The sequence below is a fragment of the Couchioplanes caeruleus genome (genome assembly GCF_003751945.1).
In the GTDB taxonomy this organism is placed as follows: domain Bacteria; phylum Actinomycetota; class Actinomycetes; order Mycobacteriales; family Micromonosporaceae; genus Actinoplanes; species Actinoplanes caeruleus.
Genome location: NZ_RJKL01000001.1, coordinates 7,333,689 through 7,359,929 on the forward strand (window position 1 = coordinate 7,333,689; position 26,241 = coordinate 7,359,929).

At 69.0% G+C, this 26,241-nt stretch carries 28 protein-coding genes; 12 read left to right on the top strand and 16 right to left on the bottom strand.

Features of this window, described 5'->3' with window-relative positions; genetic code table 11:
- Positions 1 to 43: 43 nt before the first annotated feature.
- Both EDD30_RS41655 and EDD30_RS33080 read right to left on the bottom strand, forming a co-directional pair.
- On the bottom strand, positions 44 to 2,122 hold the full coding sequence (locus EDD30_RS41655) for a GGDEF domain-containing protein (RefSeq protein WP_071808374.1): 2,079 nt from the start codon (positions 2,120 to 2,122) through the stop codon (positions 44 to 46).
- A gap of 525 nt (positions 2,123 to 2,647) precedes the next feature.
- Positions 2,648 to 3,244, bottom strand: coding sequence for a helix-turn-helix domain-containing protein (locus EDD30_RS33080; RefSeq protein WP_071808375.1), 597 nt, complete (start codon positions 3,242 to 3,244; stop codon positions 2,648 to 2,650).
- Positions 3,245 to 3,353: 109 nt separating this feature from the next.
- Between EDD30_RS33080 and EDD30_RS33085 the strand changes: the two genes are divergently transcribed.
- The 3 genes from EDD30_RS33085 (at position 3,354) to EDD30_RS33095 (ending at position 5,817) form a co-directional block, all read left to right on the top strand.
- Complete coding sequence (locus EDD30_RS33085; protein ID WP_071808376.1) at positions 3,354 to 4,325, top strand: NAD(P)/FAD-dependent oxidoreductase; 972 nt, start codon at positions 3,354 to 3,356, stop codon at positions 4,323 to 4,325.
- On the top strand, positions 4,322 to 4,975 hold the full coding sequence (locus EDD30_RS33090) for a class I SAM-dependent methyltransferase (RefSeq protein ID WP_071808377.1): 654 nt from the start codon (positions 4,322 to 4,324) through the stop codon (positions 4,973 to 4,975). Before EDD30_RS33085 ends, EDD30_RS33090 begins: the two co-directional genes overlap by 4 nt.
- A 104-nt stretch (positions 4,976 to 5,079) precedes the next feature.
- The gene (locus EDD30_RS33095; RefSeq protein WP_280526230.1) at positions 5,080 to 5,817 is read left to right on the top strand and encodes a tyrosine-type recombinase/integrase; all 738 of its coding nucleotides are present in this window, start codon (positions 5,080 to 5,082) and stop codon (positions 5,815 to 5,817) included.
- Positions 5,818 to 5,823: 6 nt separating this feature from the next.
- On the opposite strand, the gene EDD30_RS33100 is transcribed toward EDD30_RS33095, so the two are convergent.
- Positions 5,824 to 6,204, bottom strand: a complete 381-nt coding sequence (locus tag EDD30_RS33100; protein ID WP_071808444.1) for a CPCC family cysteine-rich protein — start codon at positions 6,202 to 6,204, stop codon at positions 5,824 to 5,826.
- Between the two features lie 362 nt (positions 6,205 to 6,566).
- Between EDD30_RS33100 and EDD30_RS33110 the strand changes: the two genes are divergently transcribed.
- The gene (locus EDD30_RS33110; RefSeq protein ID WP_071808378.1) at positions 6,567 to 6,950 is read left to right on the top strand and encodes an STAS domain-containing protein; all 384 of its coding nucleotides are present in this window, start codon (positions 6,567 to 6,569) and stop codon (positions 6,948 to 6,950) included.
- Between the two features lie 560 nt (positions 6,951 to 7,510).
- On the opposite strand, the gene EDD30_RS42190 is transcribed toward EDD30_RS33110, so the two are convergent.
- From EDD30_RS42190 to EDD30_RS33130, 4 genes are all read right to left on the bottom strand, one after another.
- Positions 7,511 to 7,924 carry a hypothetical protein gene (locus EDD30_RS42190; RefSeq protein WP_143162939.1) on the bottom strand — a complete coding sequence of 138 codons (414 nt, stop codon included), beginning with the start codon at positions 7,922 to 7,924 and terminating at the stop codon, positions 7,511 to 7,513.
- Positions 7,911 to 8,153 carry a hypothetical protein gene (locus EDD30_RS33120; protein ID WP_123678651.1) on the bottom strand — a complete coding sequence of 81 codons (243 nt, stop codon included), beginning with the start codon at positions 8,151 to 8,153 and terminating at the stop codon, positions 7,911 to 7,913. Before EDD30_RS33120 ends, EDD30_RS42190 begins: the two co-directional genes overlap by 14 nt.
- A gap of 10 nt (positions 8,154 to 8,163) precedes the next feature.
- Complete coding sequence (locus EDD30_RS33125) at positions 8,164 to 8,442, bottom strand: hypothetical protein (RefSeq protein WP_123678897.1); 279 nt, start codon at positions 8,440 to 8,442, stop codon at positions 8,164 to 8,166.
- A gap of 66 nt (positions 8,443 to 8,508) precedes the next feature.
- On the bottom strand, positions 8,509 to 8,742 hold the full coding sequence (locus EDD30_RS33130) for a phosphatidylethanolamine-binding protein (protein ID WP_071808446.1): 234 nt from the start codon (positions 8,740 to 8,742) through the stop codon (positions 8,509 to 8,511).
- Between the two features lie 714 nt (positions 8,743 to 9,456).
- On the opposite strand from EDD30_RS33130, the gene EDD30_RS33135 reads away from it, so the two are divergent.
- From EDD30_RS33135 to EDD30_RS33145, 3 genes are all read left to right on the top strand, one after another.
- Positions 9,457 to 10,443 carry a TIGR03885 family FMN-dependent LLM class oxidoreductase gene (locus tag EDD30_RS33135; RefSeq protein ID WP_071808380.1) on the top strand — a complete coding sequence of 329 codons (987 nt, stop codon included), beginning with the start codon at positions 9,457 to 9,459 and terminating at the stop codon, positions 10,441 to 10,443.
- 369 nt (positions 10,444 to 10,812) lie between these two features.
- Positions 10,813 to 11,025: a hypothetical protein gene (locus EDD30_RS33140; RefSeq protein WP_071808381.1), complete on the top strand. Its 213-nt coding sequence runs from the start codon at positions 10,813 to 10,815 to the stop codon at positions 11,023 to 11,025.
- Positions 11,026 to 11,913: 888 nt separating this feature from the next.
- Entirely contained in the window at positions 11,914 to 12,102 is a 189-nt protein-coding gene (locus EDD30_RS33145) for a hypothetical protein (protein ID WP_143162940.1), read from the top strand.
- A 36-nt stretch (positions 12,103 to 12,138) separates the two neighbouring features.
- Here the strand turns inward: EDD30_RS33145 and EDD30_RS40100 are convergent, their stop codons facing one another.
- The 5 genes from EDD30_RS40100 to EDD30_RS33170 form a co-directional block, all read right to left on the bottom strand.
- Complete coding sequence (locus EDD30_RS40100) at positions 12,139 to 12,681, bottom strand: ANTAR domain-containing protein (protein ID WP_211277961.1); 543 nt, start codon at positions 12,679 to 12,681, stop codon at positions 12,139 to 12,141.
- A gap of 125 nt (positions 12,682 to 12,806) precedes the next feature.
- Entirely contained in the window at positions 12,807 to 13,202 is a 396-nt protein-coding gene (locus EDD30_RS33155) for an FG-GAP repeat domain-containing protein (RefSeq protein ID WP_071808384.1), read from the bottom strand.
- A gap of 143 nt (positions 13,203 to 13,345) precedes the next feature.
- The gene (locus EDD30_RS33160; RefSeq protein WP_071808385.1) at positions 13,346 to 14,008 is read right to left on the bottom strand and encodes an MEDS domain-containing protein; all 663 of its coding nucleotides are present in this window, start codon (positions 14,006 to 14,008) and stop codon (positions 13,346 to 13,348) included.
- Between the two features lie 44 nt (positions 14,009 to 14,052).
- A complete protein-coding gene (locus EDD30_RS33165) occupies positions 14,053 to 14,421 on the bottom strand; it encodes an STAS domain-containing protein (protein WP_071808386.1) in 369 nt (122 codons plus the stop codon).
- Positions 14,422 to 14,493: 72 nt separating this feature from the next.
- Positions 14,494 to 15,171, bottom strand: coding sequence for an IS110 family transposase (locus tag EDD30_RS33170; protein WP_071808387.1), 678 nt, complete (start codon positions 15,169 to 15,171; stop codon positions 14,494 to 14,496).
- A gap of 543 nt (positions 15,172 to 15,714) precedes the next feature.
- Between EDD30_RS33170 and EDD30_RS33175 the strand changes: the two genes are divergently transcribed.
- From EDD30_RS33175 to EDD30_RS33185, 3 genes are all read left to right on the top strand, one after another.
- Complete coding sequence (locus EDD30_RS33175) at positions 15,715 to 16,347, top strand: CG0192-related protein (protein WP_071808388.1); 633 nt, start codon at positions 15,715 to 15,717, stop codon at positions 16,345 to 16,347.
- Between the two features lie 634 nt (positions 16,348 to 16,981).
- Entirely contained in the window at positions 16,982 to 18,580 is a 1,599-nt protein-coding gene (locus EDD30_RS33180; protein ID WP_244945487.1) for a GGDEF domain-containing protein, read from the top strand.
- 205 nt (positions 18,581 to 18,785) lie between these two features.
- Complete coding sequence (locus tag EDD30_RS33185; RefSeq protein WP_071808389.1) at positions 18,786 to 19,169, top strand: VOC family protein; 384 nt, start codon at positions 18,786 to 18,788, stop codon at positions 19,167 to 19,169.
- On the opposite strand, the gene EDD30_RS33190 is transcribed toward EDD30_RS33185, so the two are convergent.
- Positions 19,150 to 19,878, bottom strand: coding sequence for a helix-turn-helix transcriptional regulator (locus tag EDD30_RS33190; protein ID WP_071808390.1), 729 nt, complete (start codon positions 19,876 to 19,878; stop codon positions 19,150 to 19,152). The genes EDD30_RS33185 and EDD30_RS33190 overlap by 20 nt on opposite strands.
- A 404-nt stretch (positions 19,879 to 20,282) precedes the next feature.
- Here EDD30_RS33190 and EDD30_RS40105 point away from each other — a divergent pair, with 404 nt between their 5' ends.
- Complete coding sequence (locus EDD30_RS40105) at positions 20,283 to 21,302, top strand: type II toxin-antitoxin system Phd/YefM family antitoxin (protein WP_071808391.1); 1,020 nt, start codon at positions 20,283 to 20,285, stop codon at positions 21,300 to 21,302.
- A 709-nt stretch (positions 21,303 to 22,011) separates the two neighbouring features.
- On the opposite strand, the gene EDD30_RS33200 is transcribed toward EDD30_RS40105, so the two are convergent.
- The 3 genes from EDD30_RS33200 to EDD30_RS33210 all read right to left on the bottom strand — a co-directional run bounded on the left by EDD30_RS33200 (position 22,012) and on the right by EDD30_RS33210 (position 25,260).
- Positions 22,012 to 22,272 (bottom strand): hypothetical protein, encoded by a 261-nt coding sequence (locus EDD30_RS33200; protein ID WP_071808392.1) that lies wholly within the window; start codon positions 22,270 to 22,272, stop codon positions 22,012 to 22,014.
- A 363-nt stretch (positions 22,273 to 22,635) separates the two neighbouring features.
- Complete coding sequence (locus EDD30_RS33205; RefSeq protein ID WP_084557177.1) at positions 22,636 to 23,709, bottom strand: methyl-accepting chemotaxis protein; 1,074 nt, start codon at positions 23,707 to 23,709, stop codon at positions 22,636 to 22,638.
- A gap of 537 nt (positions 23,710 to 24,246) precedes the next feature.
- Complete coding sequence (locus EDD30_RS33210) at positions 24,247 to 25,260, bottom strand: nitronate monooxygenase (RefSeq protein WP_071808394.1); 1,014 nt, start codon at positions 25,258 to 25,260, stop codon at positions 24,247 to 24,249.
- 332 nt (positions 25,261 to 25,592) lie between these two features.
- On the opposite strand from EDD30_RS33210, the gene EDD30_RS33215 reads away from it, so the two are divergent.
- Positions 25,593 to 26,075 (top strand): SRPBCC family protein, encoded by a 483-nt coding sequence (locus tag EDD30_RS33215; protein WP_071808395.1) that lies wholly within the window; start codon positions 25,593 to 25,595, stop codon positions 26,073 to 26,075.
- Positions 26,076 to 26,241 lie beyond the last annotated feature (166 nt).

The window sequence follows — 26,241 nt, forward strand, 5'->3', positions numbered from 1 at the left end:
TCGCGGCCTTCGCAGGAGGGCGCGACGGTTGAGACCTGGCGAGTCAGTACGTCGGTGCGTGCGTCGTGGGAGGGGCTCCGGCGGGTAGGCGCTGTGTCTTCTGCGCGTAGAGCTCGTGGTCGGCGTGAGCGTAGAGGGTGTCGAAGTCGGTGCCGTGCTGGCCGAAGACCGCGGTGCCGACGCTCGCGGCGGTGCGGTGCGCCAGCGCCGTGCGGAGCGAGTCGGCGACAGCCCGGGGAGCCCGCCGGTCGGTGTGCGCGCCGGGGCTGTCGTGGTTGGGCCGGGTGAGCAGGACGACGAACTCGTCGCCGCCGAGCCGGCCGACGACGTCGCCGGGACCGACATTGGTCTGCAGTGTGTGGGCGACCCAACGCAGGAGTTCGTCGCCGGCGGCGTGCCCATGTTGGTCGTTGACCTGTTTGAAGCCGTTCAGGTCGAAGATGAGCAAGGCGATCGGGGCGCCCGTGGTTGCGGCGAGGGCGCATGCCGCGGTGAAGCGTTCCTCGAAGCCGCGCCGGTTGAGGGTGTCGGTGAGGACGTCGACGCGGGACAGGGCGGTGAGGAGCCTGCGTTGCTGGCCGGCGACGGCGCCCTGCCGGCCACAGACCGTCGCGACGGCGAGCGTGCCGCCCAGTTGCATGGCGACGTGCCAGGCGCTGGATGCCCCGACGAAGGTCGCGAGCCCGAGGTAGGACAGCGATGCGGCCGCGAGCAGCGGCACCGCGATGCGGCGCGGGGTGCTGAGCGCTACCAGGGGCATCCCGGCGAGCAGGCCGGCGGCCATCGCCGAGCTCGCGCCGCCGTCGAGCGCGACCACGGTCGTGGCCATCGCGTACATGGTGAACCCGTAGGCGTTCATCCAGTGGCGCAGCCGGGTGGAGCGGCTGAGACGGTCGGCGGTGAGCATCACCAGGGCGCCGAGCACGCCGGCCAGGGCCAGGATCACCGCCATCGCGGCCTGACGTGGGTTGGCGGTGCTGAAGACCAGTGCCTGCGCGAGACCGGACCAGCCGACCGCGATGCCGAGCCGACCCATGTCGGCGGTGGAATGACGGCGTCGCTCCCGGCGGGACACCTTGGCCTCGACGCCGCGCTCGAGCGCGGCGCGGGCGGCGGCAACGGCGCCGGACGACGGCACCTGCCGTACCCGCGCCGTCTTGTCCTGGTAGACCCGCTGGTCAGCCAGGATCTTCAGCTCGGCCGCGGTGGCGGCCTCGTCGGGATAGGAGGCGCACCCGATGCTGGCGGGGGCGACGGGGCCGAGCGTGGCGCGGAGCCGCTTGACCACGGCCTGCGCGTCACCGGTTCCGGTGTCGGTCAGGAGCGCGGCGAACTCGTCTCCGCCGATGCGGCCGACGGCGTCGTGGGTGCGTACACCGTCGGTGAGGGTGCGGCCGGCCCAGGCGAGGAGGTCGTCGCCGGCCTGATGGCCGTAGGTGTCGTTGACGTCTTTGAAGCGGTCGAGGTCGGCGAGCACCAGAGTGACGGGGCTGCCGGTGGCCTCGGCCCGGGCGAGCTCGGTGGCGAGGCGCTCGTCGAAGCCACGCCGGTTGAGGCAGCCAGTCAGTGAGTCGACGCGGGAGACCTGGGCGAGCCGCCGACGCAGCGAGGTGAGCGCCGCGTGATGCCGCAGGCACAGGTAGGCGATGAGGCCGTAGCCGAGGCTGCGGACCCACGCGTAGCCGGGCGGCGCCTCCCCGCCTGTCAGCGCGACGAACCAGTAGGCCAGGGCCGTGCCGGCGGCGATCGGGGCGAACTTCCGCGGTGGGGTGGCGACGGCGAAGAAGACCAGGCAGAACGGCAGCAGCGCACCGAGCGGGCTGGCGACGCCGCCGTCGAGCACGCCGAGGAACGCGGCGCCGACGATGGTTGCTGCGGCGCCGACCAGCTCGACCGGGACCCGCCGGTCGGACCGCTCCACCGCGCCGGCACCAACGTAGGTGAGCAGCCCGGTGACGGCCATCGCGGCGACCGTCGCGACCATCGCGGCGCGGTGCGGACCCCCCGTCGTCCCGGCGAGGTAGACGCCCGACACGGCGGGGACCAGCAGGCCGCACAGCGCGCTGGCGCGAAGGGACCGCACCCCGGCGGAGGGCGCGACCACCGGGACCGGGACCAGCACGTTGATAGTCCTTCCGCGGCGTAGGGAGCTGCCGTACATCCGCACATCGGCCGGACATCTCCGGAGCTGAGCACGCAGGAGTCACCGGCATCTGGGTGCGGCCGCGGCTACCGAGTGTGCCCTCAACAGCATCCCTACAGCAACCGCACGAGATCGACGCCGAGGTCGTCGCTCACGTCGACACCGGCGTCGGCAGAGTGGCTTTGGGCGCGACTTGGGGTCCCACTGCGCCACGAGTTCGGAGACCACCCGCGTTGGCGCGATTTTAGTAGGCGCGACTTCGGGTCCCACCTCGGTCAGGTGAGGAGAAGGTTGAGTGACCGCAACGGAAGGCGTGCCCGCTTCTGCGGTGTACGTCGCGGTCGGCCCGCCGTAGCGCGTACTCACGCCTCAGGGGAGCTCAGGACGCTCGCCGACGGCGCCCTCGTGGCCGGACGACCTGGCGCGGACTTCGCCGGACTGTTGATCGCCGAGCGCGGCGACCGTGACCACGTCTATTCGTCGTCGTGAGTGTCGGGCGGTATCTCATTGGCGTGGTGCTGCGGTTGCGGCTGTGCGGACGTGTGCGCGTTCGCCCTGTTTGCCGACGAGGCTGAGGAACTCGACGGGTCCTGCGCTGGTGGCTCCGAACCAGTGCGGGGTCCGGGTATCGAACTCGGCGGCCTCGCCGGGGCCGAGGATGAGGTCGTGCCGTCCGAGGACGAGGCGGAGTTTGCCGCTGAGGACGAAGGCCCAGTCGTAGCCTTCGTGGGTGCGTAGGCGAGGTTCGTCGTCGTCGTGTCCGGCGGGCAGGATGAACTTGTAGGCCTGGATGCCGCCGGGCCGGCGGGTCAGGGGCACGATGGTCCTGCCGTCGGTGGTCGGTATGGGGCGCATGTTGATGCGGGGGTCGCCGGTCTGCGGTGCGTCGACGAGTTCGTCGAGGGTGACACCGTGCGCGCGGGCCAGCGGTAGCAGCTGTTCGAGGGTGGGCCGCCGGAGGCCGGCTTCGAGCCGTGACAGCGTGCTGATCGAGATGCCGGTCTGGTCCGCGAGGTCGCTGAGGGTGATGTCGCGTCGTTGGCGCAGATGCTTGAGTCGTGGTCCTACGGCGTCGAGGGTGTGTTTGGTCGGGTGTTCCATGCCGCCATTTTTCCATTCGGCAAAAGTCTTTGCCACATGTCTGGCTAGTTCCGCATGCTCGCTCAGCCAGGTGCCGAAGGTAACTGTGCTTTTGACGAGAGGTTGGCCAGTGGCAGGTCAGGCGAGTGAGATCCGCGATGTGGTGATCGTGGGAGGCGGCCCGGCCGGGCTCAGTGCCGCCGTGACGTTGACTCGGGCACGTCGCACGGTGACCGTGGTCGACGCGGGCGAGCCGAGGAACGCCCCGGCCGACGGCGTGCACGGGCTTCTGGCCTTGGAGGGGGTGAAGCCTTCGGAGTTACTGGCCCGGGGGCGCGAGGAAGTCCTCGGGTATGGCGGTGAGATCGTCGCGGGCGAGGTGGTCGACGTCTCGTGCACCTCGTACGGACTCCTGGTCGTGCTGCGTGACGGCGCGGTCCTGCAGGGTCGCCGGCTGCTGATCGCCACCGGTCTCGTCGACGAGCTGCCGGACATTCCCGGAGTTCGCGAGCAGTGGGGACATGGCGTCCTGCATTGTCCGTACTGCCATGGCTGGGAGGTTCGTGACCGCCGGATCGGAGTGCTGGTCACCGAGCCGATGGCTGTGCACAAGGCGTTGATGTTCCGTCAGTGGAGCGCCGACGTGGTGCTGTTCGCCGGGGGCCATCGACTCGAGCCGCAACAGCTCGCCGAGCTGGAGGCGCTCGGCGTCGCGGTGGTCGACGGCGGCATCTCACGCCTGGAGATCGCCGGCGACCGGGTCAGCGGTGTGCGGCTGGAGGACGGGCAGATCGTCGCGGTCGACGCGGTCGTCGTGGCCACGCGGATGGTCGCCCGCACGGCACCCTTCGCCGGGATCGGCATCGAGCCGGTCCTGCACCCGGCCGGGGCGTTCATCGAGTCCGACGCGTTCGGCAAGACCGCGATCCCGGGCGTCTGGGCCGCCGGTAACGCCTCCGACATCTCCGCGCAGGTCAGTGGTGCGATCGCCGAGGGTGCCCGTGCCGGCCAGCACATCAACGCCGACTTGAGCAGGGAAGACCTGGACCGTGCCGTGGCAGCACGTGCCACCGCGGCCGGCGATGAGGGAGACGTTCGATGACGCACGCGTTCGACAAGCCGTACTGGGACCAGATCTGGCAGAGCGACCGGGTCGCGGCCATGGCTGCCGGACAGCCCAACCCGCATCTGGTGCGCGAGGTAGGCGACCTGGCACCCGGGACGGCCCTGGAAGCGGGCTGCGGTGCCGGAGCCGAGGCGATCTGGCTCGCCACCCGAGGCTGGCAGGTCACCGCCGCCGATATCGCCGCCGCAGCGCTCACCCACGCGGCCGAGCGCGCCACCGCTGCCGGCGTCGACGCGAAGGTGGCCTGGGTCGAGGCAGACCTGTCCCGGTGGGAGCCGAACGCCCGGTACGACCTGGTCACCACACACTATGCGCATCCCGCGATGCCCAAGCTGGACTTCTACGAGCGCATCGCGTCCTGGGTCGCCTCCAAGGGCACGCTCCTCATCGTCGGCCATCTCCACCACCACGATCAAAATGCCACCTCCGGGCACGGACACGGACACGGGCACGGCGGGACCGAGCCGCCCGCCGCGGCAACGGTGACAGCAGCCGACATCACGACCCGCCTCGATCCGAGCGTGTGGGACGTCGTGACCGCCGAGGAATCGCACCGAAACCTGATCGGCCCTGACGGCCACCCGGTTTCCATCCACGACGTCGTCGTCGAAGCCAGCCGCCGCTAACCCCCCCGGACAACGCCGGAGCCGGTCGGCTCCCGGCGTGCTTCCCCCTGCCCTCACAAAGGAATCCCATGAGCATCAACCCGCCCGTGGCCGGTCACGCCGAGATGCGCCGCAGCGAAATGCTCGGCCTGACCATCGACGCGGTGGTCCAGATCGGCTCCGCCTACTGGCTGCGGGTTCCAGTTGGCAAGATGCACACCGACCGCTACGTTCCCCTGCACCCACAGCTGAAGACCCTGCTCGACGATTGGCAATTGCGCCGGCCAGAGGGTCTGCGGTCGAACCTGTTGTTCACCGACCACGGCCGCCCGGTCAACGCCTCCCGCATCGAAGCTGCGGTCCGCAAGGCCGCCGAACAGGCCGGACTCGGCCGAGTCACTCCCCACCAGCTCCGGCATACCCTGGCCACCCAGGCGATCAACCGGGGGATGTCGTTGGAAGCCATCGCCGCGCTGCTTGGCCACCGATCGTTGTCCGTGACCCGTGTTTACGCGCGGATCGCCGACCGGACTGTCGCGGACGAGTACTTCGCGGTCTCGGAGAAGGTAGAGGCGCTCTACGACGCCCCGCGCCGGCTGCCCGCCGAAGCCGAGGGCTCCGAGATGGGCAAACTCCGCCGCGAGATGCACCGCCGGATGCTCGGTAACGGCTACTGCGCTCGCCCCGTCGAGATGGACTGCCACTTCGAGTCGATCTGCGAGTCCTGCACCTTCTTCGTCACGACCATCGAGTTCCGGCCCACCCTCGAACGACAGCGAAATGACGCGGCAGCGAAGGGACAGGTCGCCCGCGAGCAGATCTTCGACGGACTCCTGACCCGACTCGACGAACAAGCCAGCTGACGAGCCTCAACCGCCGCGACGCCAGAATCCGGCGTCGCGGTATCGCCACCAATACAGGACAGTGCGGTCGTCAGGCCACGGTGCTTCTTGGTTGCCTCGGCGCTCGAAGTGGTCCCGCTCGAGGTCGATGGGGCGCCAGTTCGGATCCAGCGGCTCGTCATCACGAGGCGGCCGAACCTGGGCGACAGACCGCTCCTCACATGCTCCGAATGCCTTGAAGTTGGCCTGGGCCTCGATCAATGACGGCCGGTTCGCGCCGCCGGCCCAGTCGGGCCAGCGCAGTTGCACCTGATCGTCCTCCCAGAAACACACCGGGCAGATGTCATACGAGCCGGGCGGCTCGACCATGGTCAGATGCCCGCAGCAGACGCACGGGAAGGTCAGCATCACGGCGGCCATCCTGCACCATGCCCACGCGACGCCGCAGCGGATTCCTTGGGCTTGACATCCAGACCCGCATATCAGAGGTGTCCCGACCGGCAAGATCCGCTTCGACAATCTGCGGGCCGCGGTCGCGCAGGTCCTCGGCTTCTTCCCGGCAGCGGGTCGAAACGATCCGGTGGACGGCGTTTCGATCGCACTTCTCGGTCGATCCGTTCTACTGCCAGCCCGGTTTGCAGGGTGCCCGCGAGAAGGGCGGGGTCGAGGGCAAATCGGTTGGTTCCGCTGCAACCACCTGGTCCCGCTTCCCGAGGTCGACTCGTTCAAGCAGCTCAATGCACAGGGGCGCCGCCGCGGCTGGGTTTGCCGTGACGAGGTTCGCGCCGACCGCGCACACCGCGACCGCCCGGGTAGCCAACATCCTGCTCACTGTCCTGTTGATGATGCAAGAGCTGCTGAACGACGCGGTACGAACCGCAGAGATCGTTACCGTCGACGTTGGCCGCGTCCGCTTCATCGACTCCACCGTGATCAGTGCGCTGGTTGCCGCCCGCAACACCGCCAACCACATAGGCTGCCGGTTCATCCTGATCAACCCCGCTGCGCGGGTACGCCGGATCTTGCAGATCACCGGCGTCCTCGACATCATGACCGATCCCCGGGCCGACCAGGTTCAAGCCAGCGGCTTACCGGGCGGTGATCTGGATCGTGGCCATGGCATCCACCGATGTCCGCCACCATGGCTGGGGTAAGGCATCCGCCTCGGGCGCCACGGCGTCCGCCGTTGGTCCAAGCGGGCAGCCCGCGGAGTGCGGCGACTATCTGCCCAGACCACCCATCAAGGACGATATGTTCGCTGTCGTGCAGAAGCAGCTCGACCAAGCCTCGTATCGGTGGACGCGGTGGTAAGAACTGCCGCCAAGTCACCAGTGTTTGCGGGAGCTGCCGTCAAACGCGACCAAAGGCCGCCCGGCCCGGCTGATGCGATAACTCGTTTGGTCCAGGCGTGGCGCCGCGCGGCTGCGGAAGAAATGTCCTGCGCCCACCCCATTTTGTGGTGCGACGCAGTCAATGGGACGCCCCACGGTGCCGGTGGTGCTCCTGTGGCGGCGACGGCCGTGACCGCTGCCATGCATACCGTGACGGCCAGGCCGCCGGCTCGTCCCGGACCGGCCCAGCCGAATACCCCCACCAGCCGACTGTGCATTACCTCGCTATCGGCACCGTGGGCACTGACATGAGGAAGATGCACCCGAACAGCAACGGGAATCACCCGGCGCTGAAACCCGCCAACCCGGCCCGGCTCGCTCGATCAGGGCGCCGTGAGCAGCGGAAAAGGGGGCCGCTCACCATTGTCATGGTCGGCACTGCGGTCGCGGTAGACGACGGGCCGGTAGTCAGGGTGGATGCCGGGTTTCGAAGGTGTGTCCTCCTCGGGGGTGGCAATGTCGTCGGTCAGCGGGAAGCAGCCGGCGAACGGGTCGGGCAGGCGGCGCCAGGCGTCGAAGCCGTCGGCGAGTTCGGCGTCGGTGAGCAGGCATGAGTGCAGTCGTTCGGTGATGGCGTCGTGGTCGAGGTGCAGACCGATCGCTCGCCGACCAGGTCGCCTCGCAGATTCCCGCCGCCGAGACGACGGATCGGCCCCTGTTGCTGGCCTGCCGAGCGGCGGCGTGTCGGTGGCCGTCCCGGTCGCCGAACGACTCGTCGCCGAGCTAGACATGGTCATCGCGCGCAAGATCGGCGCCCCCGGCCGGCCGGAACTCGGCGTCGGCGCGATTGCCGAGGACGGCCCGCCGGTCTTCGAGGAGACCCTGCTGCACTACCTCGGCCTGACCGAGGAGGACCTGGCCGGCACGGTCGCCGCCGAGCGCGCTGCAGTCCGGGCAGTCCCACGGCAAGCAGCGACGGAAGCAGCAGAACGCCGACTGATGCTGCGGCCGATGTCGATGGGTCACGGGCGGTCCGTCACCGACGGTGATCCTCGTCGTCGACGGGAACGAGCTGACGCTGCTCAAGAGCGTCGGCGGCGTTGGCGTTCGTGGGCAAGGAGGCAGGCGGCCGCTCCTGATCGCCGGGCACGGCGGCGTGCTGCTCGGCAAGGTCCGCGACGTTGGCATCCAGCGGGGGACTGTCGGGCATGTGGTCCTGCTGCACGTCCTCGACGACGGATCGCTGCTGTTCCATCGCGTCGGCCTCCGGCGGCTGGTCAAGGGGGTTCCCAGGCGCGTTCCAGTCGGTAGTCATCACCTTTACTCCTGATTCGGCAGGTCGACCTACCTTTGCCAGGCGGGTACGGACTATCCGCGGTGACTAGCGCCTCGGCGAGGCGGAGGCGGAGGCGGAGGCGGAAGTCTCACGCTCACCCTTCGGCCCGAGTCCACGACGGCTGCGGAGCACTCCTTTCCGGCCGCGCTCGTCTTGCAGGATCTCGTTGGCGCGTTCGTCGGCGCCGGAGTCGTTGGCCTGGCCGGAGTTCTCCAGGTCCTTGCGCAGCCGGGCGCGCTGGATGTCGTACCCCTTGCTGCCGGGTCGCTTGCCGGACATCGTCTTCTCCTTCATTCAGGTGTGAAACTCTCGGCGTACCCCTGCAACCGAGGTTCAATCGTTTATCCCAGGTGGGCGGGGTAAACGCCCCTCCTGTGTGTGGGTAACCGTGGGCGGAAAGGCCGGTGAGTGACCTCTCGGCGTTGCCCTGGACGGCGACGGGGATAACGCGGCTGCTGAAACGGTCGACACCCACATCCGCGCGGGCATGCGCAGGTCGCCGGTCCCGCCGAGATAGCCCGCGATCTCGGCGAGCTTGATGTTGGCGCGCTGACTCGTCCGGACCAGCAAGGTGCAACGCCTGATCGTCGGTGGTCTCATGACGTTCCACCGGAATGGCGCTTGGCTTGGCCGATCACGTCGCGCATCGAAGGGCCAACGACAGACCGTGTTCCTTCTGCGCGCCGGCCATGGCGACCTGTCGACCGCGGCGTGCGAGGCCAGCGATCAGGCCCACATTCTCCGATTCGTCGTCGACCCCATCTGCCTGGGCGAGTACAGCTTCAGGGCGCCGAGGTCACCTCATCGGGGCACATGATGCGGAAATCGCGGGCGCCCGGCGGTGGGGTTCATGGCTGCTCGCTTCCGGTCGGTGACGCACCGACGTCACCGCCGGCCGGGACTGCGGTCGGAGTTCACCAGCGTGGTGGCCGGTAAGTAAGCGGTTCTTCTCACTGCGGTATAACCGGCGTAGCGACGGGTACTAGCGTCGACATGGCCGAGATCGGCTACCACGCCAGCCACGAGCAGTTCGCCCCCAGCGACCTGCTCAGATGGGTAGGCTTGGCCGAGCAGGCGGGATTCACCGCGGCGATGTCCTCGGATCATCTGTTCCCATGGGTCGCCGCGCACCGGCGCGGCGTCGGCTTCTCCTATGCCTGGTTAGGCGCCGCGCTGCAGGCGACCGCGCTGCCCTACGGGGTGGTCAGTGCACCCGGTCAGCGCTACCACCCCACGGTGCTGGCCCAGGCCGCGATCACACTTGCCGAGATGTACCCCGGCCGGTTCTGGCTCGCCCTCGGTAGCGGCGAGTGGGTCAACGAACATGTCACCGGCGATCCGTGGCCGGACAAGGCCACCCGCCGGGCCCGGCTGCGGGAGTGTGTCGACGTGATCCGGGCACTGTGGCGGGGCGAGACGGTCAACCACGACGGCCACGTACGGCTGCGCAACGCCCGGGTGTACTCGACCGCCGACCATCCGCCGCCGCTGCTGGCCGCCGCCGTTTCCGAAGACACGGCCCGCTGGGCCGGCGGCTGGGCCGACGGCCTGATCACCATCAACGCGCCGACCGAGCAGATGCGTCGGGTCGTCGACGCGTTCCGTGAAGGCGGCGGTGACGGCAAGCCGGTCCGGCTGCAGTACCACCTGGCGTGGGCGCCGACCGACGACCAAGCCGCCGGGCATGTCCAGGAACAGTGGCGCCACGCCGGCGTCGACTACCCGCTGGCGTGGGAACTGGAGCTGCCCGAGTACTTCGACGCCGCCACCACCGCGATCCAAGCCGACGACCTGACCGGCGCCGTGGCGATCGGCGCCGAACCGGGCTGGCACGCCGAGCGCCTGGCCGAATGCCTCTGTCTAGGCTTCGACCAGATCCTGCTGCACAACGTCGGGCCCAACCAACCCGAGTTCATCGAGGTGTTCGGCACCAAGGTCCTGCCCCAACTGGTAGAGGCCGGGCCTCGGGCGCTGCGATGAGCGACGCCGCAACGGTGGACCTGTGGTGCGACGGTATCGGCGACCTGCTAGCGCAGCTACCGAGCGGAATCACCGACCTGTTCGGCGTCGCCACCTCACGCGGCTGAGCACCGAGCGGCGGCTCGCACCGGGTAGTGCCCCGGACACGCATACACCTGCAGCGAGGAGACATGACGTCGACTTGGCGGCGCCGCCCGGGTCACCGTGCCATGTCGGTCAGCGGCGGCGGCCGGGTCCGACGATGTCGGCCGCTCGGCGCGCATGCCGGGCCCGAGCCCAGTCCCACGCGGCGGTTATTGCAGGCCCGGCGGGTATGCCTCGGACTGATCAGGCCGAAGTTGGCTCCGGAGACGACGGAACGGAGGAATCATGACAACCGACCCCATCGACACAGACGTACCAGGACAGCCGCGCGACCGAGGCGAACACGGTGGCGCATCGCTACACCCGAATGACGACGAACTGGAGCTCAGGACCGAACGGGAACGCGTCGAGGCGGGACTGCAGCCGTACGCGTCGCAGGACGTCCCGCCGGCCACCGACGCGCCCGCGCCGTACGACCCCAAGGCAGACGGCGTATAGCACCGCACGGGATACTTATCAGCCGGGTCGAACGGAGAGCAGGCAGAGCATGGCATCGCGCGCCGCGATTAGACCTGACCGGCGTGCTGCCCGCCTTCAACGACCAGCCCTGACCCGTCCGCCAGAGAACCGGTCAACCTGCGCTGCCGATTCCACCGGCCACGCCGAGATCGAGGTGCCACGCGACTGCGCGGGCACGTTCGAACCGCAGATCGTCAACAATCCGGTATTCAGGTCTATGGCGTGGCGCAAGTTGGTGCCTGTGTGGCACCCGATGTGGTCCGTCCGCACTGGTCGCTGGCCACGGCGCGGTCATGGCGGCTAGGCTCGAGGCGTTCGGTCCTTGCCTTCTGCTGCGAGGGGTCGCGACCGGCGTTGCTTGACGGAGCCACCTCGTGTGCGCGCATCGCAATCCACAGACCCCGTTCCCGTCCGGGCTAGCCGCCCTTACGGACGCGACGGTGCCGGACCGTTCCCTACGGATCTGGATCAGACCCCTCCACACGATCAACGTATCCGTTGAGGATGCGCGGGCTCGAGCCGAGTGGGGCTTACTGAGGTCATCTGGCCGTGGCCAGCTTGAGGGCGGTCGGGTCGATACCTGGGTCATGGCCCCGCAGTGGCATCAACGTTCGGTGCGGTGTCGCACACACCTGGCGCGACGAGGCTGGCGGTTCATCGTGATTCAGCCGGTCATGTACCATGCTGGCCAACTCACCGGTCTCCCGGAAGCGCTGGCGGTCTCGGGTGGCCAGAGCCATGGCTGAATACACCGCGAAGCTTGACCGCCACGGCGGCGGTCGCGCACCAACGGCGCCGTCCTCGTCCGCGCCTGCGGCACCATCCACTGGACCAGCGCCGGCCAGGGTCCGGGCCGAGATGGGTACCATGCACGACCGCATCGACACGGACCGGGCGGCGCTTCGAGCGTGCCGGCGGGACACCGTCGCGCTGCGCCACGCCGCGCGGCAGGCCCGGGAGCGGGCGCAGGCGATGCGACGCGACAACGACGAGCGCCGGGCGCGGATGCGCGTGATGTGGGCTGCCCGTACCCGCTCGATGCCGACTGGCCGGTAGTCGGCCGTGGCCCTCGCGCTGTGCGTCCGGCAGTCGCTACCGGCGGGTGCGTTCGATCAGTTCGCCGCTTTCCATCAGGTAGGTCGCGACGTCGGTGAGCTTGGTGTTGGTGTTCTGGCTCGCCCGCACGAGCACGGCGAACGCCTGCTCGCCGGTGAGTTTGTGGCGTTCCATGAGGATGCCCTTGGCCTGACCGATGAGGTCCCGTACGCCTATCGCGGCGGGGGCGTCCCCGGACGGATGGCTCACACCGCCCGGGGCCTTGACCGGGCCACTGTCGCGAACCGTTTCCCAGCCCATCACCGTATGCCCCGTCAGGCACCTGTGACTCCTAAGCCGCCGCTCCGTCACCGCTACCGGTAGGCGGTACACCATGCTTTCTCCGCCACCACCCACCACGACCGCCACGCGGCCATCCGCCTCGAACTGGCCGGTGAGCTGTACGGTACCGCCGTCGAACGACTCCGACTCATGATCCTCGAAGCAATCGTCGTCGACGCGACCGACGAACTGTGCATCGACCTCTTGCGCTGCTCGCACTGCCCACGGCGGACCGCCGCCAGTGAATCGCCCCCGCACGGTGATGCGTTGACGTTCATGACCATCAGCCGAGACGGTGGGCTGGCAAGCTAACGACCAGGAGCACCCCAGTTTTCGCGCCGGGGTGGTGGAAGGGGAAGCGTCCCGCTCACATCAGCACGCGACTAGATGTGTCGCAGTTCGCCGGCCGCGTTGCGCACCATCACGTCGGCGAAGTTGTCGCCGGTGAGGTCACCGGGCGAGAGAGTGGCGGTGTGCTTGTTCCAGCCGCTGCCGATGTTGGTCCGTCCCTCGCGGAACGTGCCGTCGCCGTTGCCCTGGTAGAGACAGAGGGTGCCGGTGGCCGCTTCCGCAGCGAGGATGTCCGGCTTCTTGTCACCGGTGAAGTCCCACGTGCGCTGGGCCCTGAGCGCGTTGTCCTGCAGCCGCGTGTCCTGGTGACCCTCGAGGAGGAAGGTCTGCAGGGCGACGAAGGTGTTGTCGGCCAGCGCCTTCTCCGCGGCGGCCAGAACGTGGCCTGTTGAATCGATGCTGATCGGCCACGCGGTGAAGATCGGCATCGCTTCGTTCCCCATGAGCAAGGCTTGGATTGGTGACGACGGCCCGGTGGGGTGATCGAGCCGTTGGTGCCTGCGCTCGGGCAGGGTTTCTACTGCGTGTGGTGGCCTTTGGCTGCCGCCGTCAGGGGGAGTCATCGAGGTCTTCACTGGTCGCGGCGACGACGTGCCGGACGGCGGCGGGGGGACTGGGCCGCCCATCGGGTGATGGCGGCGCGGCAGGCGCCTAGCTCGCTGAGATCCCACAGGGTGAGGTCAAGGTCGGTAACTGGCGGGGTCGGTGGGATCGAGGCCTGCGCGCGGGCGTTCAGGTATGCGACCGGTGGCACGTAGGTGGGGTTGTCCCGGTCGCCGTGGACGGTGCGTTCCTGGCCGTGCACTGCGCGGACGTCGTCGATGATCGATGCGGGGTGGTGCTGGCGGTGCCAGATGCAGGTGATGGGGCAGCCGTAGCCGGCGTACACCTCGTTGGTCATCGCCTCGTACTTCAGATAGGCGGCGGTGCGGTCGACCGGCGCCCGCGGGTCGCTGACCACATCGGGTTCAGCGACGACGTGGACCGTCTGCCGCCGGGCATGTTGCTCGTGGAGGTAGCGGTCGAAGCCGCTGTAGGTGAACCCGAGTCGCTGGTAGAAGCCGTCCATGGGTGTCCATTGCAGGGCGTCAGCGTCCCGGCCGAGCCGGTCCCGCACGATCTGCGCGGTCCCGGAGCCGACCACCATCAGCACCGCCTGCCCGGCGGTGATCTCTCGGCGCAGATGGGGCACGAGCAGCCGCTCGATCGTGTCCTCGGCGTCGACGACGAGCACGCCGTGACGGAACCTTCCCCGCCTGCGATGATCAACTATGCCGCTCATTCCGGGCTCCCCGGCCAGTCAGAGTCGTCTTGATTCATTGCCGTGCCGGGTTCGATCACCAGGCCGGGAGCGTCCCACGCATGAAAGATGTAGAAGACTTCCAGCACCGCAGGTGAGCAGCGCAGGGGCAGGATCGTGTCCCTGGCGGCCGCCGCCGCACCCACCCGGAGGAGCATGCGCATCCCGGCGGCATCGAGGAACGTCAGCGCGGTGCAGTCCACCGTCACGACCGCCGCGCCCACCAGCACACAGATCAGCTCGCCGATCACCGCCGCGTTGCCCGCATCGATGTCACCGGACAGGGCGATCTCGCCGGCCGACCACACCACCTTGCAGCCCGCCACTACCTCGAACCGACGCTCCACAGACATCCACCCGGCGAGTCGACGAGTCGTCCTTTGTGTCCTCGCTCGGTCCAGCCTCCGCCACACCCTCAGCTATCCGCAACCCTGAAGGGTCCCCGGCACCGTGGTGTGCTGCTGCTCGGCGGCACCGACTGCCGTCGCCGCGGGCTCTTGCGGACTGCGCACGCCCCTGCCACGCAGCCAGCGGGTCAGCCGGGCGGTGCCCATCCGGCGGATACCGGCCGGGGTCTGGTAGCCCTCGAGCAGGAGGAGCGGGCCGGCGTTGGTGAATACGAGTGCCCGATCCAGGGCGGGGAACATGCCGGTCAGTGCGCCGCGTAAGCGGTTGATGGCCCTGGTCCGGTCGCGGACGAGGTCGGTGCGGCGGCCGGTGAGGACCTTCAGCTCGATGGTCGCCTCATCGGTGGGCCGCATCGGCTTGAAGTCGCGGCGGATGCGGGCCTGATCCGCGATCACCAGGGCGTCGCGGGCGTCGGTCTTGCCCTCGCCGCGGTATCCATCGCTGGCCCGGTTGACGACCCGGCCGGGCATGTAGAGCAGCTCTTGATCGTGACTGGTCAGCAGAGCGAGGAGGAGTCCAGGCTCGCCGCCGGCCATGTCGACGGCCCAGGTGACATGGTCGCCCATCGCTAGAACGTCCTGGATGAACTGGAGTAACTCAGGCTCTCCGTTCGGCACTCGACGAGACAGCAGTTTCGCCCCGGCCTGGTCAATGGCGACGCAGTGGTGGTGAGTCTTGCCGCTGTCCATTCCGGCTCAGATCCCGGTCATCGTGCTCCAGGTGATCGCGCGTACAGGTCCTGCCATATACGCCGACATGGCCTTACTCAGCGATCCTCGTCGCACTTCCCAATCCGGCGGCCGGGTCGTCAAGGGGCACCGGGCGGCCAAGCCACTGCAGCCACGGATGGCAGCCAACTAAAAGCCACACCCGACGCCCTGGGCGGCCCAACCATACGAGGGCTCGGCCATCCCGCCCCAAGAACGTAAGGCCAACTAACGGTTGTAGTCACAACGGTGACGGTGGCAGTTGGGCGCGGTAGTTGGCGCATTGCGGGCGAGCTGAATGTCACGGCTTGCGCCCGGTGAATGTTGCGGGGGTGCCGAGGTGTCGGTACACCGATCCTGCACCGCGCCACCCGACACGAAGAGGGACCTCATGCTCGTTCGGCGCTCTGCTACCCGGCGGTCTCGACGGTGCGGCGGACGAGTTCGGTGGCTCCGTGGAGGAGGAGGGTCGCTCGCCTTGGGTGTGGCAGCACCTCGGCCGAGCGGGCGCCTACGATCGAGCGCATGGCTCTCCTGCATCGTGCGGACCTCACCCCGACCAAGATCGAGCTGCTGACCGGCTGGTTACCCGGCAGGCCGTGGTACCCGGAGGAGTCGGCCGCCGGGCTGGCGCGCGTGGCGGCGTTCCGGTTCGACGATCCGGCCGGTCAGGTGGGCATCGAGACGGTGCTGGTCGGGGTCGGTGACGGGCCGGTCTATCAGGTGCCGATGACCTACCGCGCAGCGCCGCTGGACGGCGCCGACGCGTTCCTCATCGGCACCACCGAGCACTCCGTGCTGGGCCGGCGCTGGGTATACGACGCATGCGGCGATCCGGTCTACGCCGCGGCGCTGGCCGCCGCCGTGCTGGCCGACACCGGCCAGGCCGACGAGATGCTGGAGACCGACGGCGAGCTGCGGCGCCGCGAGCCCAGCATGACCATCACCGGCAGCGGGGTACCGGACCGGGAGGTGCCGGCGGTGAACGCGATCGTCCGGGTCGAGCCGGACGACCCGACGATCATCGTGACCGACACGGTGGAACTGGTTGTCGTGCGCCGCATCGGCGGCGTCAATGCCCGCCCCGGCGCCACGCTGACCGGCACCTGGGACAAGGAGCCCGTCCCCCAGCCGCTGGCCTACGCGGACCCGCGTTGACATTTAGCTGGTGCGCAACACCCAGCTCAGCGAATCCGACCTCCCAGCGCCAACTAACGCGCTCACTGCCGCCAACTGACGTGCTCAGTCATAGGCGAGAAATCGCCTCTACCAGCCGTTATGCTCCCCGTCTGAGAGCACGTGCAGGCCGAGAACGGCGAGCACCGCCGCCGGCACCGGCGGCGTTGACCCGCTGCGGACACGTGTTGCCCGATCAGGTCGCGTCGCGTACCGCGGACCAGGCTTGGGGCTGTGGGCACACCAGCGCAGCGGATCGACGGGACTGCGTACGGGATGCCGAAACGAGCGATGGCCGTCCGCCACGGTGCCGGCGACCGGGCCGTCGCCGCGTGGATCCGCCGCGCGGGTCGCCCACCGCCCGCGCCTGGCGCGGCGAGGCTGCCCCGACGGCCGGCATTGTCAGAGCTGCGACGGCGTTCCGCAGGTTCGTGGGGTTCCCTCTGCTCTTGAGCGCCCGTTCGCGGTGGGCCGGCGTCCGAAGCAGGTCTGTAGCGAATCGCGCCATGCAGATCGATGGTCGTTCAACTCTCGGTGGCGGGTGTGCGGGATGCGGGCATCCGCGTGCGCGGACTTCTCTGCTGTTGGATGATCGGTGGACGCGGAGGAGGCGACAGTGCGGGCTCACGTGGCGGAGGAACCGTCGGTCGACACCCTGGTCGATCTGTCCGTGACGGCCCCGCAGGCCGCCGCGCGGCTCGACGCGGCGCTGCGGACGATGGAGACGATCGCTCCCGCCCGGTATCGGGAGATCGCCGAGCCGGCGGTGCGGGCCGAGCGGCTCGCCGCCGAGCTGGACCGGCCGGACCTGGTGATCCGCGCCCGGCTGGCCCAGGCCGACGCCCTTGCCGTCGACGGCGACATGGCGGCGGCGGGCCGGATCGCACACGAGGCGCTCGCGTGGAGCACCGAGCACGGCGGTGCCTACCTGGTCGCGCGCAGCCACCGCCAGCTCGCGCTCTTCTTCTACCACGTGGGTGACGCCGGCGAAGCGCTTGGGAACGCGGTGCAGTGCGTGGCGCACACCGGTGAGGACGCGCCACCGCAGGTCCGCGCCAGGCACCTGTCGATGCTGGCCGTGATGCTTGACGTCAACGGCTCGCAGGCCGAGGCTCGTCGGCGCTTCACCGAGGCGCTTGACGTCGCCGGCACCCTTGACGACCCGCAACTATCCCTCCAGATCCTCAACAACCTCGCCTACACCGAGTACAGCTACGGCCATCTCGGCCGGGCGCAGGAGCTAGTCGAGCGGATGCGGGCGTACGGGATCAGGCTGGCCGCCACCGAGCTGGACACGATCGCCCGCGTCGAGCTCAGCCGGGGGCGGTACGCCGAGGCGGAGGCGACGCTGCGCCCGGTCCTGGAGGGTGCCCGGGATGACCTGCTGGACGAGGGAAAGGCACTGGCGGAGTGTCTGCTGACCGCCGCGGAGGCCCAGCGACTGCGCGGTGCCGTAGCGGCAGCGCAGGCCACCCTCGACCGGGCGGCCCGTTTCTGCGACGAACGTCAACTGGCGGCGGCCCGGGCCCGGGTACGCGAGGAGCAGGCCCGCCTGTACGCGGCCACCGACCGGTACCGCGAGGCGTACGAGGAATACCAGCGGTTCCACTCCGAGACCCAGGCGCTGCAATCCGCCGAGCGGGAGGCCCGCGCCCGGGCGCTCCAGGTGGTCTTCGAGATCGAGGAGGCCCGCCGGGAGAGTGTGCGCTTCCGGGAGCTCGCCCTGCGTGACGCCCTCACCGGGCTGCACAACCGCCGTTTCGTGGATGATCGGCTCGGGGAAGTCCTGGTGCGCGCGGCGGCCGACCGGCTGCCGGTGTCGGCGGCCCTGGTCGACCTGGACCACTTCAAGCGCATCAACGACACGCTTGCGCACGCGGCCGGTGACGCGGTGCTCCAGGAGGTCGCCCGGCTTCTCACCGCCGCGGCGGCGGAGGACGACGTCGTCGCCCGGCTCGGCGGCGAGGAGTTCGTCCTGGTCCTGCCCGGCATCGACACCGACGAGGCGGTGCGGCGCTGCGAGCGGCTGCGCCGCTCGATCGCTCAGCACGCGTGGCGCCCGATCACCGGCGACCTACCGGTCACCGCCAGCATCGGCGTCACGACCGTGGCGGACGGCGGCAGCACACCGTCGGCCCTGCTCGCCGCGGCGGACCGGAACTTGTACGCGGCGAAGCGTAGCGGCCGCAACCGGGTCGTAGCCGATCCCGCCTGAGTGCGACCAGCGCAGTACACCCCTGGGCGCTCATCGGCAGACCGAGACTGGCGCAGTACCTGCCGACGCCCGTCATTCATGAGCCGGGCGAAGGCACAGCTCGAGGACCGCCGATATCAATCTGCGGAATAAACCGACATAGGGTTGTCGGTGAACCGGTCGAGGATCGGCTCGTCCACGATCTCTCTCCAAGGAGTGACGAGTCATGACCGTAGCTGTCCCACCGCACGGCGCCATCGGATGGTTCGAGATCGGCAGCGCGGAGCCCGACGTCGCTGAGGAGTTCTACGGCGGGCTCTTCGGCTGGCAGTTCACCGGAGGTCGGTCCGCCGGCTTTGACTATCGCGACATCAGCACCGGGCCCGAACACCCAGTGCGCGGCGGCTTGTTGAACACCGAGGGTCGCGCTCCGGGCTACGCCGTCTTCGTCGTGCTGGTCGATGACGTGGCAGTGACATGCGACGAGACGCGGCGACTCGGCGGGCGGGTCGACCTGGGTCCGGTGATGACGGAGACGGGTGTGGTGTGCGCGTACCTGTCAGACCCGCAGGGCAACCGTTTCGCCGTGTTCACGCCGCCCGGCCGGTAACGGACCGGGCAGCTTCGCCCAGCGTGACCCGCACGGCTGGGACGCCCGGGATATCGAGCAGTGACTGATGGACGTCGACCGGTGGGGCCGCCTCGCCGGTCGACGTCGCCGCGCCGATTCGGTCGAGCCGGAAGAATCGTCGAGCGCCACGCAGGCGGCAGTGCGCCCGCAGGTACCAGACGCCGCCGAGATCGATGTACCCGACCGGTTCCACCAGGCGCGAGCTTGTGCGGCCGTGCCGGTCGATGTAGCTCAGGCGCAGCACTCGACCCGAGTTCAGCGCCTCGCTGATCGCTCGCGGAACCGGCGTTCTACCCGGCTCACCCATGATCTGTACTCGCCGGGCCAGCGTCTCGGCATGTGCCACCTCGGTGGAGGGCATCACGGCGAGGAGCTTGTCCAACAGCGAATGGGCCGCGGCGTGGAACGGTGTGCCGGCCAGCCGCTGTAACGCCATCGCCGCAGCGGTGGCTTCGGCGGGTGTGATGTTGATCGGCGGGAGGGTCCGGCTGCGGTCGAGTGTGTAACCACCGCCGCGACCGCGGTCGGCATAGATGGGCACACCGGCCTGCGCCAAGGCGCTGAGGTCGCGCTCGACCGTGCGTACGCTGACCTCGAACCGCGCCGCCAGCCAAGTCGCTGTGCGCTTCCGGGGAGCCACGGCCCGAAGTTCCTCGACCAGTGCGTAGAGGCGATCGATCCGGTTCACAGGCGCACCATAGCCAGCCGCTATGACAACTTCCGCGACCGCGGAGGCGATGGCAGACGTTCCTGATCACCTCCCGCAGAGCGGTTGACGAGCGGACAGACCGGCTGGGCGCCGCGCTCGGCGCGCGCGACGAGGAACGCCGAGTCTTTGAGGCCGCCAGGAGATTCCGCGATGGGATGTCGAGAACGCGCGGTCACCGGCATCGTCGACCGGCTAGAGGCCCCGTGGACTCGTGCGCCGGGAGATGGACCACAACGACCGACGGATCGGCCGGGACGCCGGCCTGGCGGTAGAGCGCCGGGATGATCCTGCCGTGGCGTCCGCCGTCACCGGCGCAACGACTCTCCGCCGAGGCCCGTCACCGTCAGGTAGCCGTTGGTTCGAGCCGCACCTGCCGATGAGGGTTGACCTGCGTCGACCATGCGGACGAGGTACTGCGATACGCCCAGCTCAACGGCGGTTTCCTGTCGTACCCCACCCGTACGGTCCGCGGCATGTCACGAGAGATCATCGAGCAACTGACGGCTGCCGCGGCTGCCGCCGCGGACATGCTGAGGGAATCTGAAGCCGGCGCCGACCGTGCCCGGGGCCTGCTGAACGCTCTGGCCGCCGCCCACTCGACCGCGGTCCGTGCGTTGCCTCCGGATACCTCCGTCAGGGAGATCCGGCGCTACCGCGGCGCTGACGGCCGCGAGATGGTCGAACTGGAGGTGGAAATCGACGACGACCTGGTCGCGTTCCTGGACACGCTGCCCGATCCGAACGCGTTCATCGTGGAGGCGTTGCGGCGGGTGGCGAACAGGTCGGTCCTCGGTCGCCACGCCTACCATCAGCGCCTGAGCGCGGCGACGAAGGAGGTCGGGCTTTCGGTCGGATGGGGTGCCGACTTGGAGATGTGGCTGGAGCACTATCCCGATCCTCCGCGCCGAATTACCCCCGAGCTCTTGACCACCCACGCCCAGTGGCTACGCCAACGTCGCCGTGGGGGTGGCGAGATGGACGAGACCGACTATCTGCTCAGCAGTCCGGCCAACGCCGAAAGGCTGCGCCGCAGCATCGAGGATCTGAACGCCGGCCGAGGGATCACGTTCGACAGCGTCGAAGACATGATCCAGGCGGCAGAGCAGCAGCGGGGAGAACACGACTCGGTCCCGGTCCTGCAGTGCCTCGTGTGTGGCGAAACGCTGCAGGACAACGGCACGTCGGACGAGCCGCCACGGCCCAGCGACGGCGTGATGGTCACGATCCCGGGCAACTACGGGTCGACGGTCTACGACCCACCCGGCGACAGGCACCTCGTGGCGTACCTGTGCGACCCCTGCCTTACCGCCAAGGGGCAGGACCAGATCATTCTCGAGGCTGAAGTAATTCGCAGGAATCCTCAGCTCACCACCACGAGATGGCAGCCCGAGCGAGGAGAGTAGCGATCGGCGGCAACACCTTCATCGCGCCATATCGACGGTCCCTCAGCTCAGTTCACCGCCTGCCCGACCATCCGGAAGGCTGGAAAGCACGAGCGAGCACTACTACCGGGCTACCGCCACCCGCGACGGCCGCTGGTGGGCCGTGGAGATTCACGGCCTGCCGCCCAACGTGATTGCCTGTACACCGAGGGGTCGAGACCTGTCCGACGCCGAGGCTATGGCCCGTGATGCCGTCGCCATCCTCCTTGACACTCGGCGACGGATGAGGCCCGTTCGCGGTGGGAGAAGCGCTCGGGAAACCCTGGAGACGATCTTGTTTCCATCAAGAAAGTCACACGCTCCCAGCAGGCGATCGAGAATCACGACCGATGACGTCGGGCTCACTGCGTCGAGTATCGACAGTCACAGTTCGGTCAGGTGATGTTCGCATAGCGGGCCTGTGCCGATTCGCCCTCATCCCTCTGATCGTCCGTGAGCGTCGCCGGGGCGCCCAATCTTCTTCGAATGGCCGACGACACGGTGGGGCGGTACTGATCGGGCTTCCGGACGAGGACAGGTCGCGCTGGGGACGCGATCACGGTCTGCGGCCACGGAGGTCGGCAGGGCCGGTATCGCGCCCAGGAGGCTCGCCGCCACAGGGTGTCGCCCTGCAGTGAGGACGGCGCGTCAGGCGCGCGCCTGACCCGCGACAGAAGTGCATCTCGGTGGTTCAGCGTCGGCGGTCCTTGCCGTGTCCAGGTGCGGCAAGGAAGACGGTGGCCGCAGGACGTCGCGCCGGCTCCTGATCGACGACCGGCGCGTCAGCCTCGGCCGGCTGTGGTTCGTGTTCGTGCTGGTGTAGCACATCGGCCTTCTCCCGTAGCTGCTGCAACGTGACCCGGCTCTGTTCACCGGTCAGGTCGACCTCGATGCGGCAGAACCGGTCACAGGGATATTCGACGACGAGCATCGTCTGCGGGCCGCTGGTCATGGGATGCTCCCGTCGGCGCACAGGCACGCGTCGCCACATCCGAGAATGCTTTGCATGCCCCGATCCTAGCCGCGAGCGGGATCACCGGCGCCGAGCCCGGGAGCATGAGCGGCGTGTCCCATGTCGCCTTCGGCGCGGACGTCGATCGCCGATTCATTCCAGGGTGATGTGGGCGTCGGCGAGGAATCGGTCGCGGTCGTCGCCGTGATGACGGCGTCTACGTCATCGGCATCCGAGAAGGCACTGAACCTGGATCCTGGTCGCTGCTACTCATGGAACGCGATGACGAACAGAGCGGACCGCAACTGCGTCGCCACAGCACGATCCACTGCGCCGCAGAGAAGCAGATAGTGCCTGACCGGCTCAGGTGGTGAGCTGCCGCAGCCGGTCCGCCTGCTCGCGCAGGTTCGCCGCCGCGGCGAGCACTGTCTCGGCGCCCCGGGCGGCGGCCGTCGCCGACTCGGCGACGGCGTGCATGCCGCCGGACATCTCGGCGCTGGTGGCAGTCTGTTCCTCGACCGCCGCCGCGATCATGGTCTGCTGTTCCGCGATGTTCTCGATGAGCCCGACGATGCCGGAGATGCCGTCCACCGCCTGCAGGCTCTCACTCTGAATCGCCTTGATCATACCGATGATCTGCTGGGTGGCCTCGGCGCTGCGCCCGGCCAGCTCCTTGACCTCCGCAGCCACGACCGCGAAGCCCTTGCCGGCCGCGCCCGCCCGCGCGGACTCGATCTGCGCGTTGAGCGCGAGCAGCTTGGTCTGCTCGGCTACGGCGATGATGAGCTTGGTGACGTTGCCGATCTCCTGGCTGGAGCCCTGGAGCTGGTTCATGCTGTTCGCGGTCGACCGCGCGGAGGCGACCGCCGTGTCGGTGCTCGTCGTCGCGCTCGTCACCCGTCCGGCGATCTCGCGGATGCTCTCGGCCATCTCGCTGGAGTTGCGCGAGATCGCGTCGGCCCGCTCGGCGCTCTGACCGGCGGCGTCGGCCAGCTGGCGCCCGGCCTCGGCCAGCTCGGAACTGGCCCGGGTCAGCTCGGTGACCAGCGAGTTGACGAGCTCGTTGGCCTCCACCTTCTCGGTCTCGTCGGACCACGTGAAGATGAAGCCGCCGGGGAAGCGGTCGATGGTGACGCCCCCGTACAGTTTCCTGCCGTTGACCTCGGTCGGGATGTGCGTGGTGAGCGGGAAATCGGTCGCGGTCTCCATGATGCGCTTCATCCCGTTCCGCAGGTCGAGCATCGCCTGCTCGCCGTGTTGCCCGACGGCGCGCCGGGTGAGTTCGTCGGCGGCCTTGTTCCGGTAGACGATCTCACCGGCGGCGTTGGCGATGATCAACACGGACGGCGCGGCGTGCAGCGCGGCCAGCAGTGTCTCCGCCGAGCGCAACATCGGCGGTACGCCCTCACCCGTTCCCGCGGATCCCTTCCTGACCATCGGTTCTCCTCCTCCGAGCGAACAGTGGGACACCCACCCCCCGAGGGTATGGAAAGGGCCCCCGCCCGCGATGGGTCTTCAAGAATCAGCAAGAGACGTCGACGGTCCTTCCGGCGCTGCAAGACTCAGCTCAAATCTTCAAATGGGCGTAAGATCTGCACCGTGATCAGCTCTGCCAACGTGCTGCGGAGGCGCTGACCGGCGTGGGAAGCGACCGGGTCGCCCTCCGCCGCCGGTGGTGGACGCGTTCTGTTCCTCGACCGGAGTGAGGACGGCACCTCGATCCAGGCCGTGCACGTGGTCCGGCTGCATGACGGCACTCCGCTCTGGTCCCAGCCGGGCGGTGGCGCGACGACCTGGGTGGGCGGCGACTCGCTCGGCCCCGCCAGCGACCGCCTGGCCACTGTCGGCAGCGACGGCCGGGTGCGGATATGGGACATGGCCACCGGGCGGGTCGTGGCCTCCGTCAGACCCCCGCGGGTGCTACGGACACCACAAGGGCATCCGTGTTCATGTGCGTGCGCCTACCGTGATTCCCTAGTCCTCGCCGGTCAGCCTGCGCATGATCTCTGCGGTCGGGCCGGGGCGGGCCTCGGCGTGCGCCGTACCCGCCCATAGGTTGATGGTGTCGGGGTCCCCGTGGCGGGTCGCCGCTGCCCGGATCGGTGCGGTCAGGTGGTGGACGGTGGGATAACCGAGCGGTGCGCTCGGTGAGTAGGTGTCGGTGAACCGATTTTTCAGCGCCCGCGCCGGTTGGCCGGTGAACGCTCGGGTCACCGTCGTCTCTGTGAATCGTCGCGACAGCATCGCGTCGCGCTGCACCGCCCGCGTCCCGGCCTCGTCGGCCAGCAGGAAGACCGTGCCTGCCTGTACCGCCATCGCGCCGGCTGCGAGCAGGTGCCGTACGTCCTGGGCAGTTCCGGTGCCGCCCGCGGCGATGATGGGCAGGTTCACGGCTGCGCGGACGTCGCGGACCACCTCTGGCGCCGTGGACGAGCCGTCGTAGTCAGCAGGCGACATCGTCGCCGAATGGCCACCGGCCGACCCCGCCTGCGCGATCAGCGCGTCCGGTCCCGCAGCCGCCGCGCGTCGTGCCTCGTCGGCGTCGGTCACCGTCACCAACACGGTGCAACCGGCTCGCCGCAGCTCCTTGACGACCGACTCCTCGGGAACCCCGAAGGTGAAGCTGACCCAGGGCACCGACGCACCCACCGCGACCTGCACCTTGGCGGCGAAACCGTCGTCGTCAGCCAGCCTTAGCTGCGGCAGCTCGACCTCGTACCGCTCGGCCTCTGGCCGCAGGGCCTCGCGATATTCCCGCAGGGTTGCCACGTCGACCGGCGGCGGTGACGGCACGAAGATGTTCAATCCGAACGGCACCCCGCTGGCGCGCACCTCGGCGACCTCCCGGGCCACCTGATCGGCCGACTTGTACCCGGCCGCCAGAAAACCCAGCGCACCGGCGGCCGCGGCCGCCGTCACCAAGCCCGGCATCGACGGACCCCCGGCCATCGGCGCCACCACCACCGGACGTCGAAACTCCCACACCATGCGCCCATCCTGCTCCACCAGCACGCGGGCTGCACGCAGACGCCTAGCACTTGGCCCGGCCTTTCCCCGGCTGGCCGGCGCCGAGGCGCCGATCCGGTTCTACGACGACCAGCGGCGCTCCTCCGTCCACCCCGGCGCGTGGGCGGGACTTGTGTGCTGGGATCGCCCGCCGCGACCGCCGTCTCCCGGTCTGTCTTCCTGGTCGAAACGATGGCTCACGGCCGGTGAGGTATCCCATAGATGCACGTCGTCACATGTGGCGGCGCGGGAATCGACAGAACGTCTACGTTGATCGTGGGAAGCCATCATCCGCTCGACGAACAGGAGTGAGGATGTCCCGCAGTTCTGTCACGGTAGGCGACCACGGCTCCGCACGCCATAGCGTGTCCGTGGAGCGCGTGATCGCGTCGCCGGCCGCGCGAATCTTCGACCTGCTCGCTGATCCCGCGCTTCATGCCCGGCTCGACGGGTCGGGCACGGTGCTGGGCAGCCACGCGCGGAATCCGCGTCGGCTCTTTCCCGGGGCGACGTTCACCATGGACATGCGCGTCCGGGTGCCGTACCGGATGTGGAACTCGGTCGTGGAGTTCGAGGAGAACCGGCGCATCGCATGGCGGCAAGAGCTGGGTCATCACGTATGGCGCTACGAGCTCGAACCGGCCACGGATTCGGCCACGATGGTACGGGAGACGTTCGACTGGAGCACCTGTCGCGCGAAGTGGTTGATCCATGCCATGAGCTGGGCGGAGCGCAACCAGCGGTCGATGACGGCGACCTTGGACCGGTTGGCGGCCCTGGTCGAGCGCTCCTATTAGCTCGGTCGACTGCCCCTCACCCGGGGTGCGGTGCTGTGTCGGGTACCCGGCCACCTCGTCGACGGCAGCCTCCAGGTGATGTGACCGCCGTCGTCACCCTCGCACGCCACAGGCCCGGCAGGAGCGTGCCGACGGTCGTGGAGCATCCAGCTTGGTCGTCCGTGTC

What these genes read in the sequence shown, in the direction of transcription:
- EDD30_RS33140 (WP_071808381.1), top strand. Translation starts at nt 10,813, where the DNA reads ATGACAACCGACCCCATCGACACAGACGTACCAGGACAGCCGCGCGAC.
- EDD30_RS33210 (WP_071808394.1), bottom strand. Translation starts at nt 25,260, where the DNA reads ATGGTGTGGGAGTTTCGACGTCCGGTGGTGGTGGCGCCGATGGCCGGG.
- EDD30_RS33185 (WP_071808389.1), top strand. Translation starts at nt 18,786, where the DNA reads ATGACCGTAGCTGTCCCACCGCACGGCGCCATCGGATGGTTCGAGATC.
- EDD30_RS33155 (WP_071808384.1), bottom strand. Translation starts at nt 13,202, where the DNA reads ATGCCGATCTTCACCGCGTGGCCGATCAGCATCGATTCAACAGGCCAC.
- EDD30_RS33145 (WP_143162940.1), top strand. Translation starts at nt 11,914, where the DNA reads ATGCACGACCGCATCGACACGGACCGGGCGGCGCTTCGAGCGTGCCGG.
- EDD30_RS33130 (WP_071808446.1), bottom strand. Translation starts at nt 8,742, where the DNA reads ATGTCCGGCAAGCGACCCGGCAGCAAGGGGTACGACATCCAGCGCGCC.
- EDD30_RS33205 (WP_084557177.1), bottom strand. Translation starts at nt 23,709, where the DNA reads ATGGTCAGGAAGGGATCCGCGGGAACGGGTGAGGGCGTACCGCCGATG.
- EDD30_RS33175 (WP_071808388.1), top strand. Translation starts at nt 15,715, where the DNA reads ATGGCTCTCCTGCATCGTGCGGACCTCACCCCGACCAAGATCGAGCTG.
- EDD30_RS33170 (WP_071808387.1), bottom strand. Translation starts at nt 15,171, where the DNA reads ATGGACAGCGGCAAGACTCACCACCACTGCGTCGCCATTGACCAGGCC.
- EDD30_RS33100 (WP_071808444.1), bottom strand. Translation starts at nt 6,204, where the DNA reads ATGCTGACCTTCCCGTGCGTCTGCTGCGGGCATCTGACCATGGTCGAG.
- EDD30_RS42190 (WP_143162939.1), bottom strand. Translation starts at nt 7,924, where the DNA reads ATGACCATGTCTAGCTCGGCGACGAGTCGTTCGGCGACCGGGACGGCC.
- EDD30_RS33090 (WP_071808377.1), top strand. Translation starts at nt 4,322, where the DNA reads ATGACGCACGCGTTCGACAAGCCGTACTGGGACCAGATCTGGCAGAGC.
- EDD30_RS33200 (WP_071808392.1), bottom strand. Translation starts at nt 22,272, where the DNA reads ATGACCAGCGGCCCGCAGACGATGCTCGTCGTCGAATATCCCTGTGAC.
- EDD30_RS33215 (WP_071808395.1), top strand. Translation starts at nt 25,593, where the DNA reads ATGTCCCGCAGTTCTGTCACGGTAGGCGACCACGGCTCCGCACGCCAT.
- EDD30_RS33095 (WP_280526230.1), top strand. Translation starts at nt 5,080, where the DNA reads ATGCGCCGCAGCGAAATGCTCGGCCTGACCATCGACGCGGTGGTCCAG.
- EDD30_RS33125 (WP_123678897.1), bottom strand. Translation starts at nt 8,442, where the DNA reads ATGACTACCGACTGGAACGCGCCTGGGAACCCCCTTGACCAGCCGCCG.
- EDD30_RS33080 (WP_071808375.1), bottom strand. Translation starts at nt 3,244, where the DNA reads ATGGAACACCCGACCAAACACACCCTCGACGCCGTAGGACCACGACTC.
- EDD30_RS33135 (WP_071808380.1), top strand. Translation starts at nt 9,457, where the DNA reads ATGGCCGAGATCGGCTACCACGCCAGCCACGAGCAGTTCGCCCCCAGC.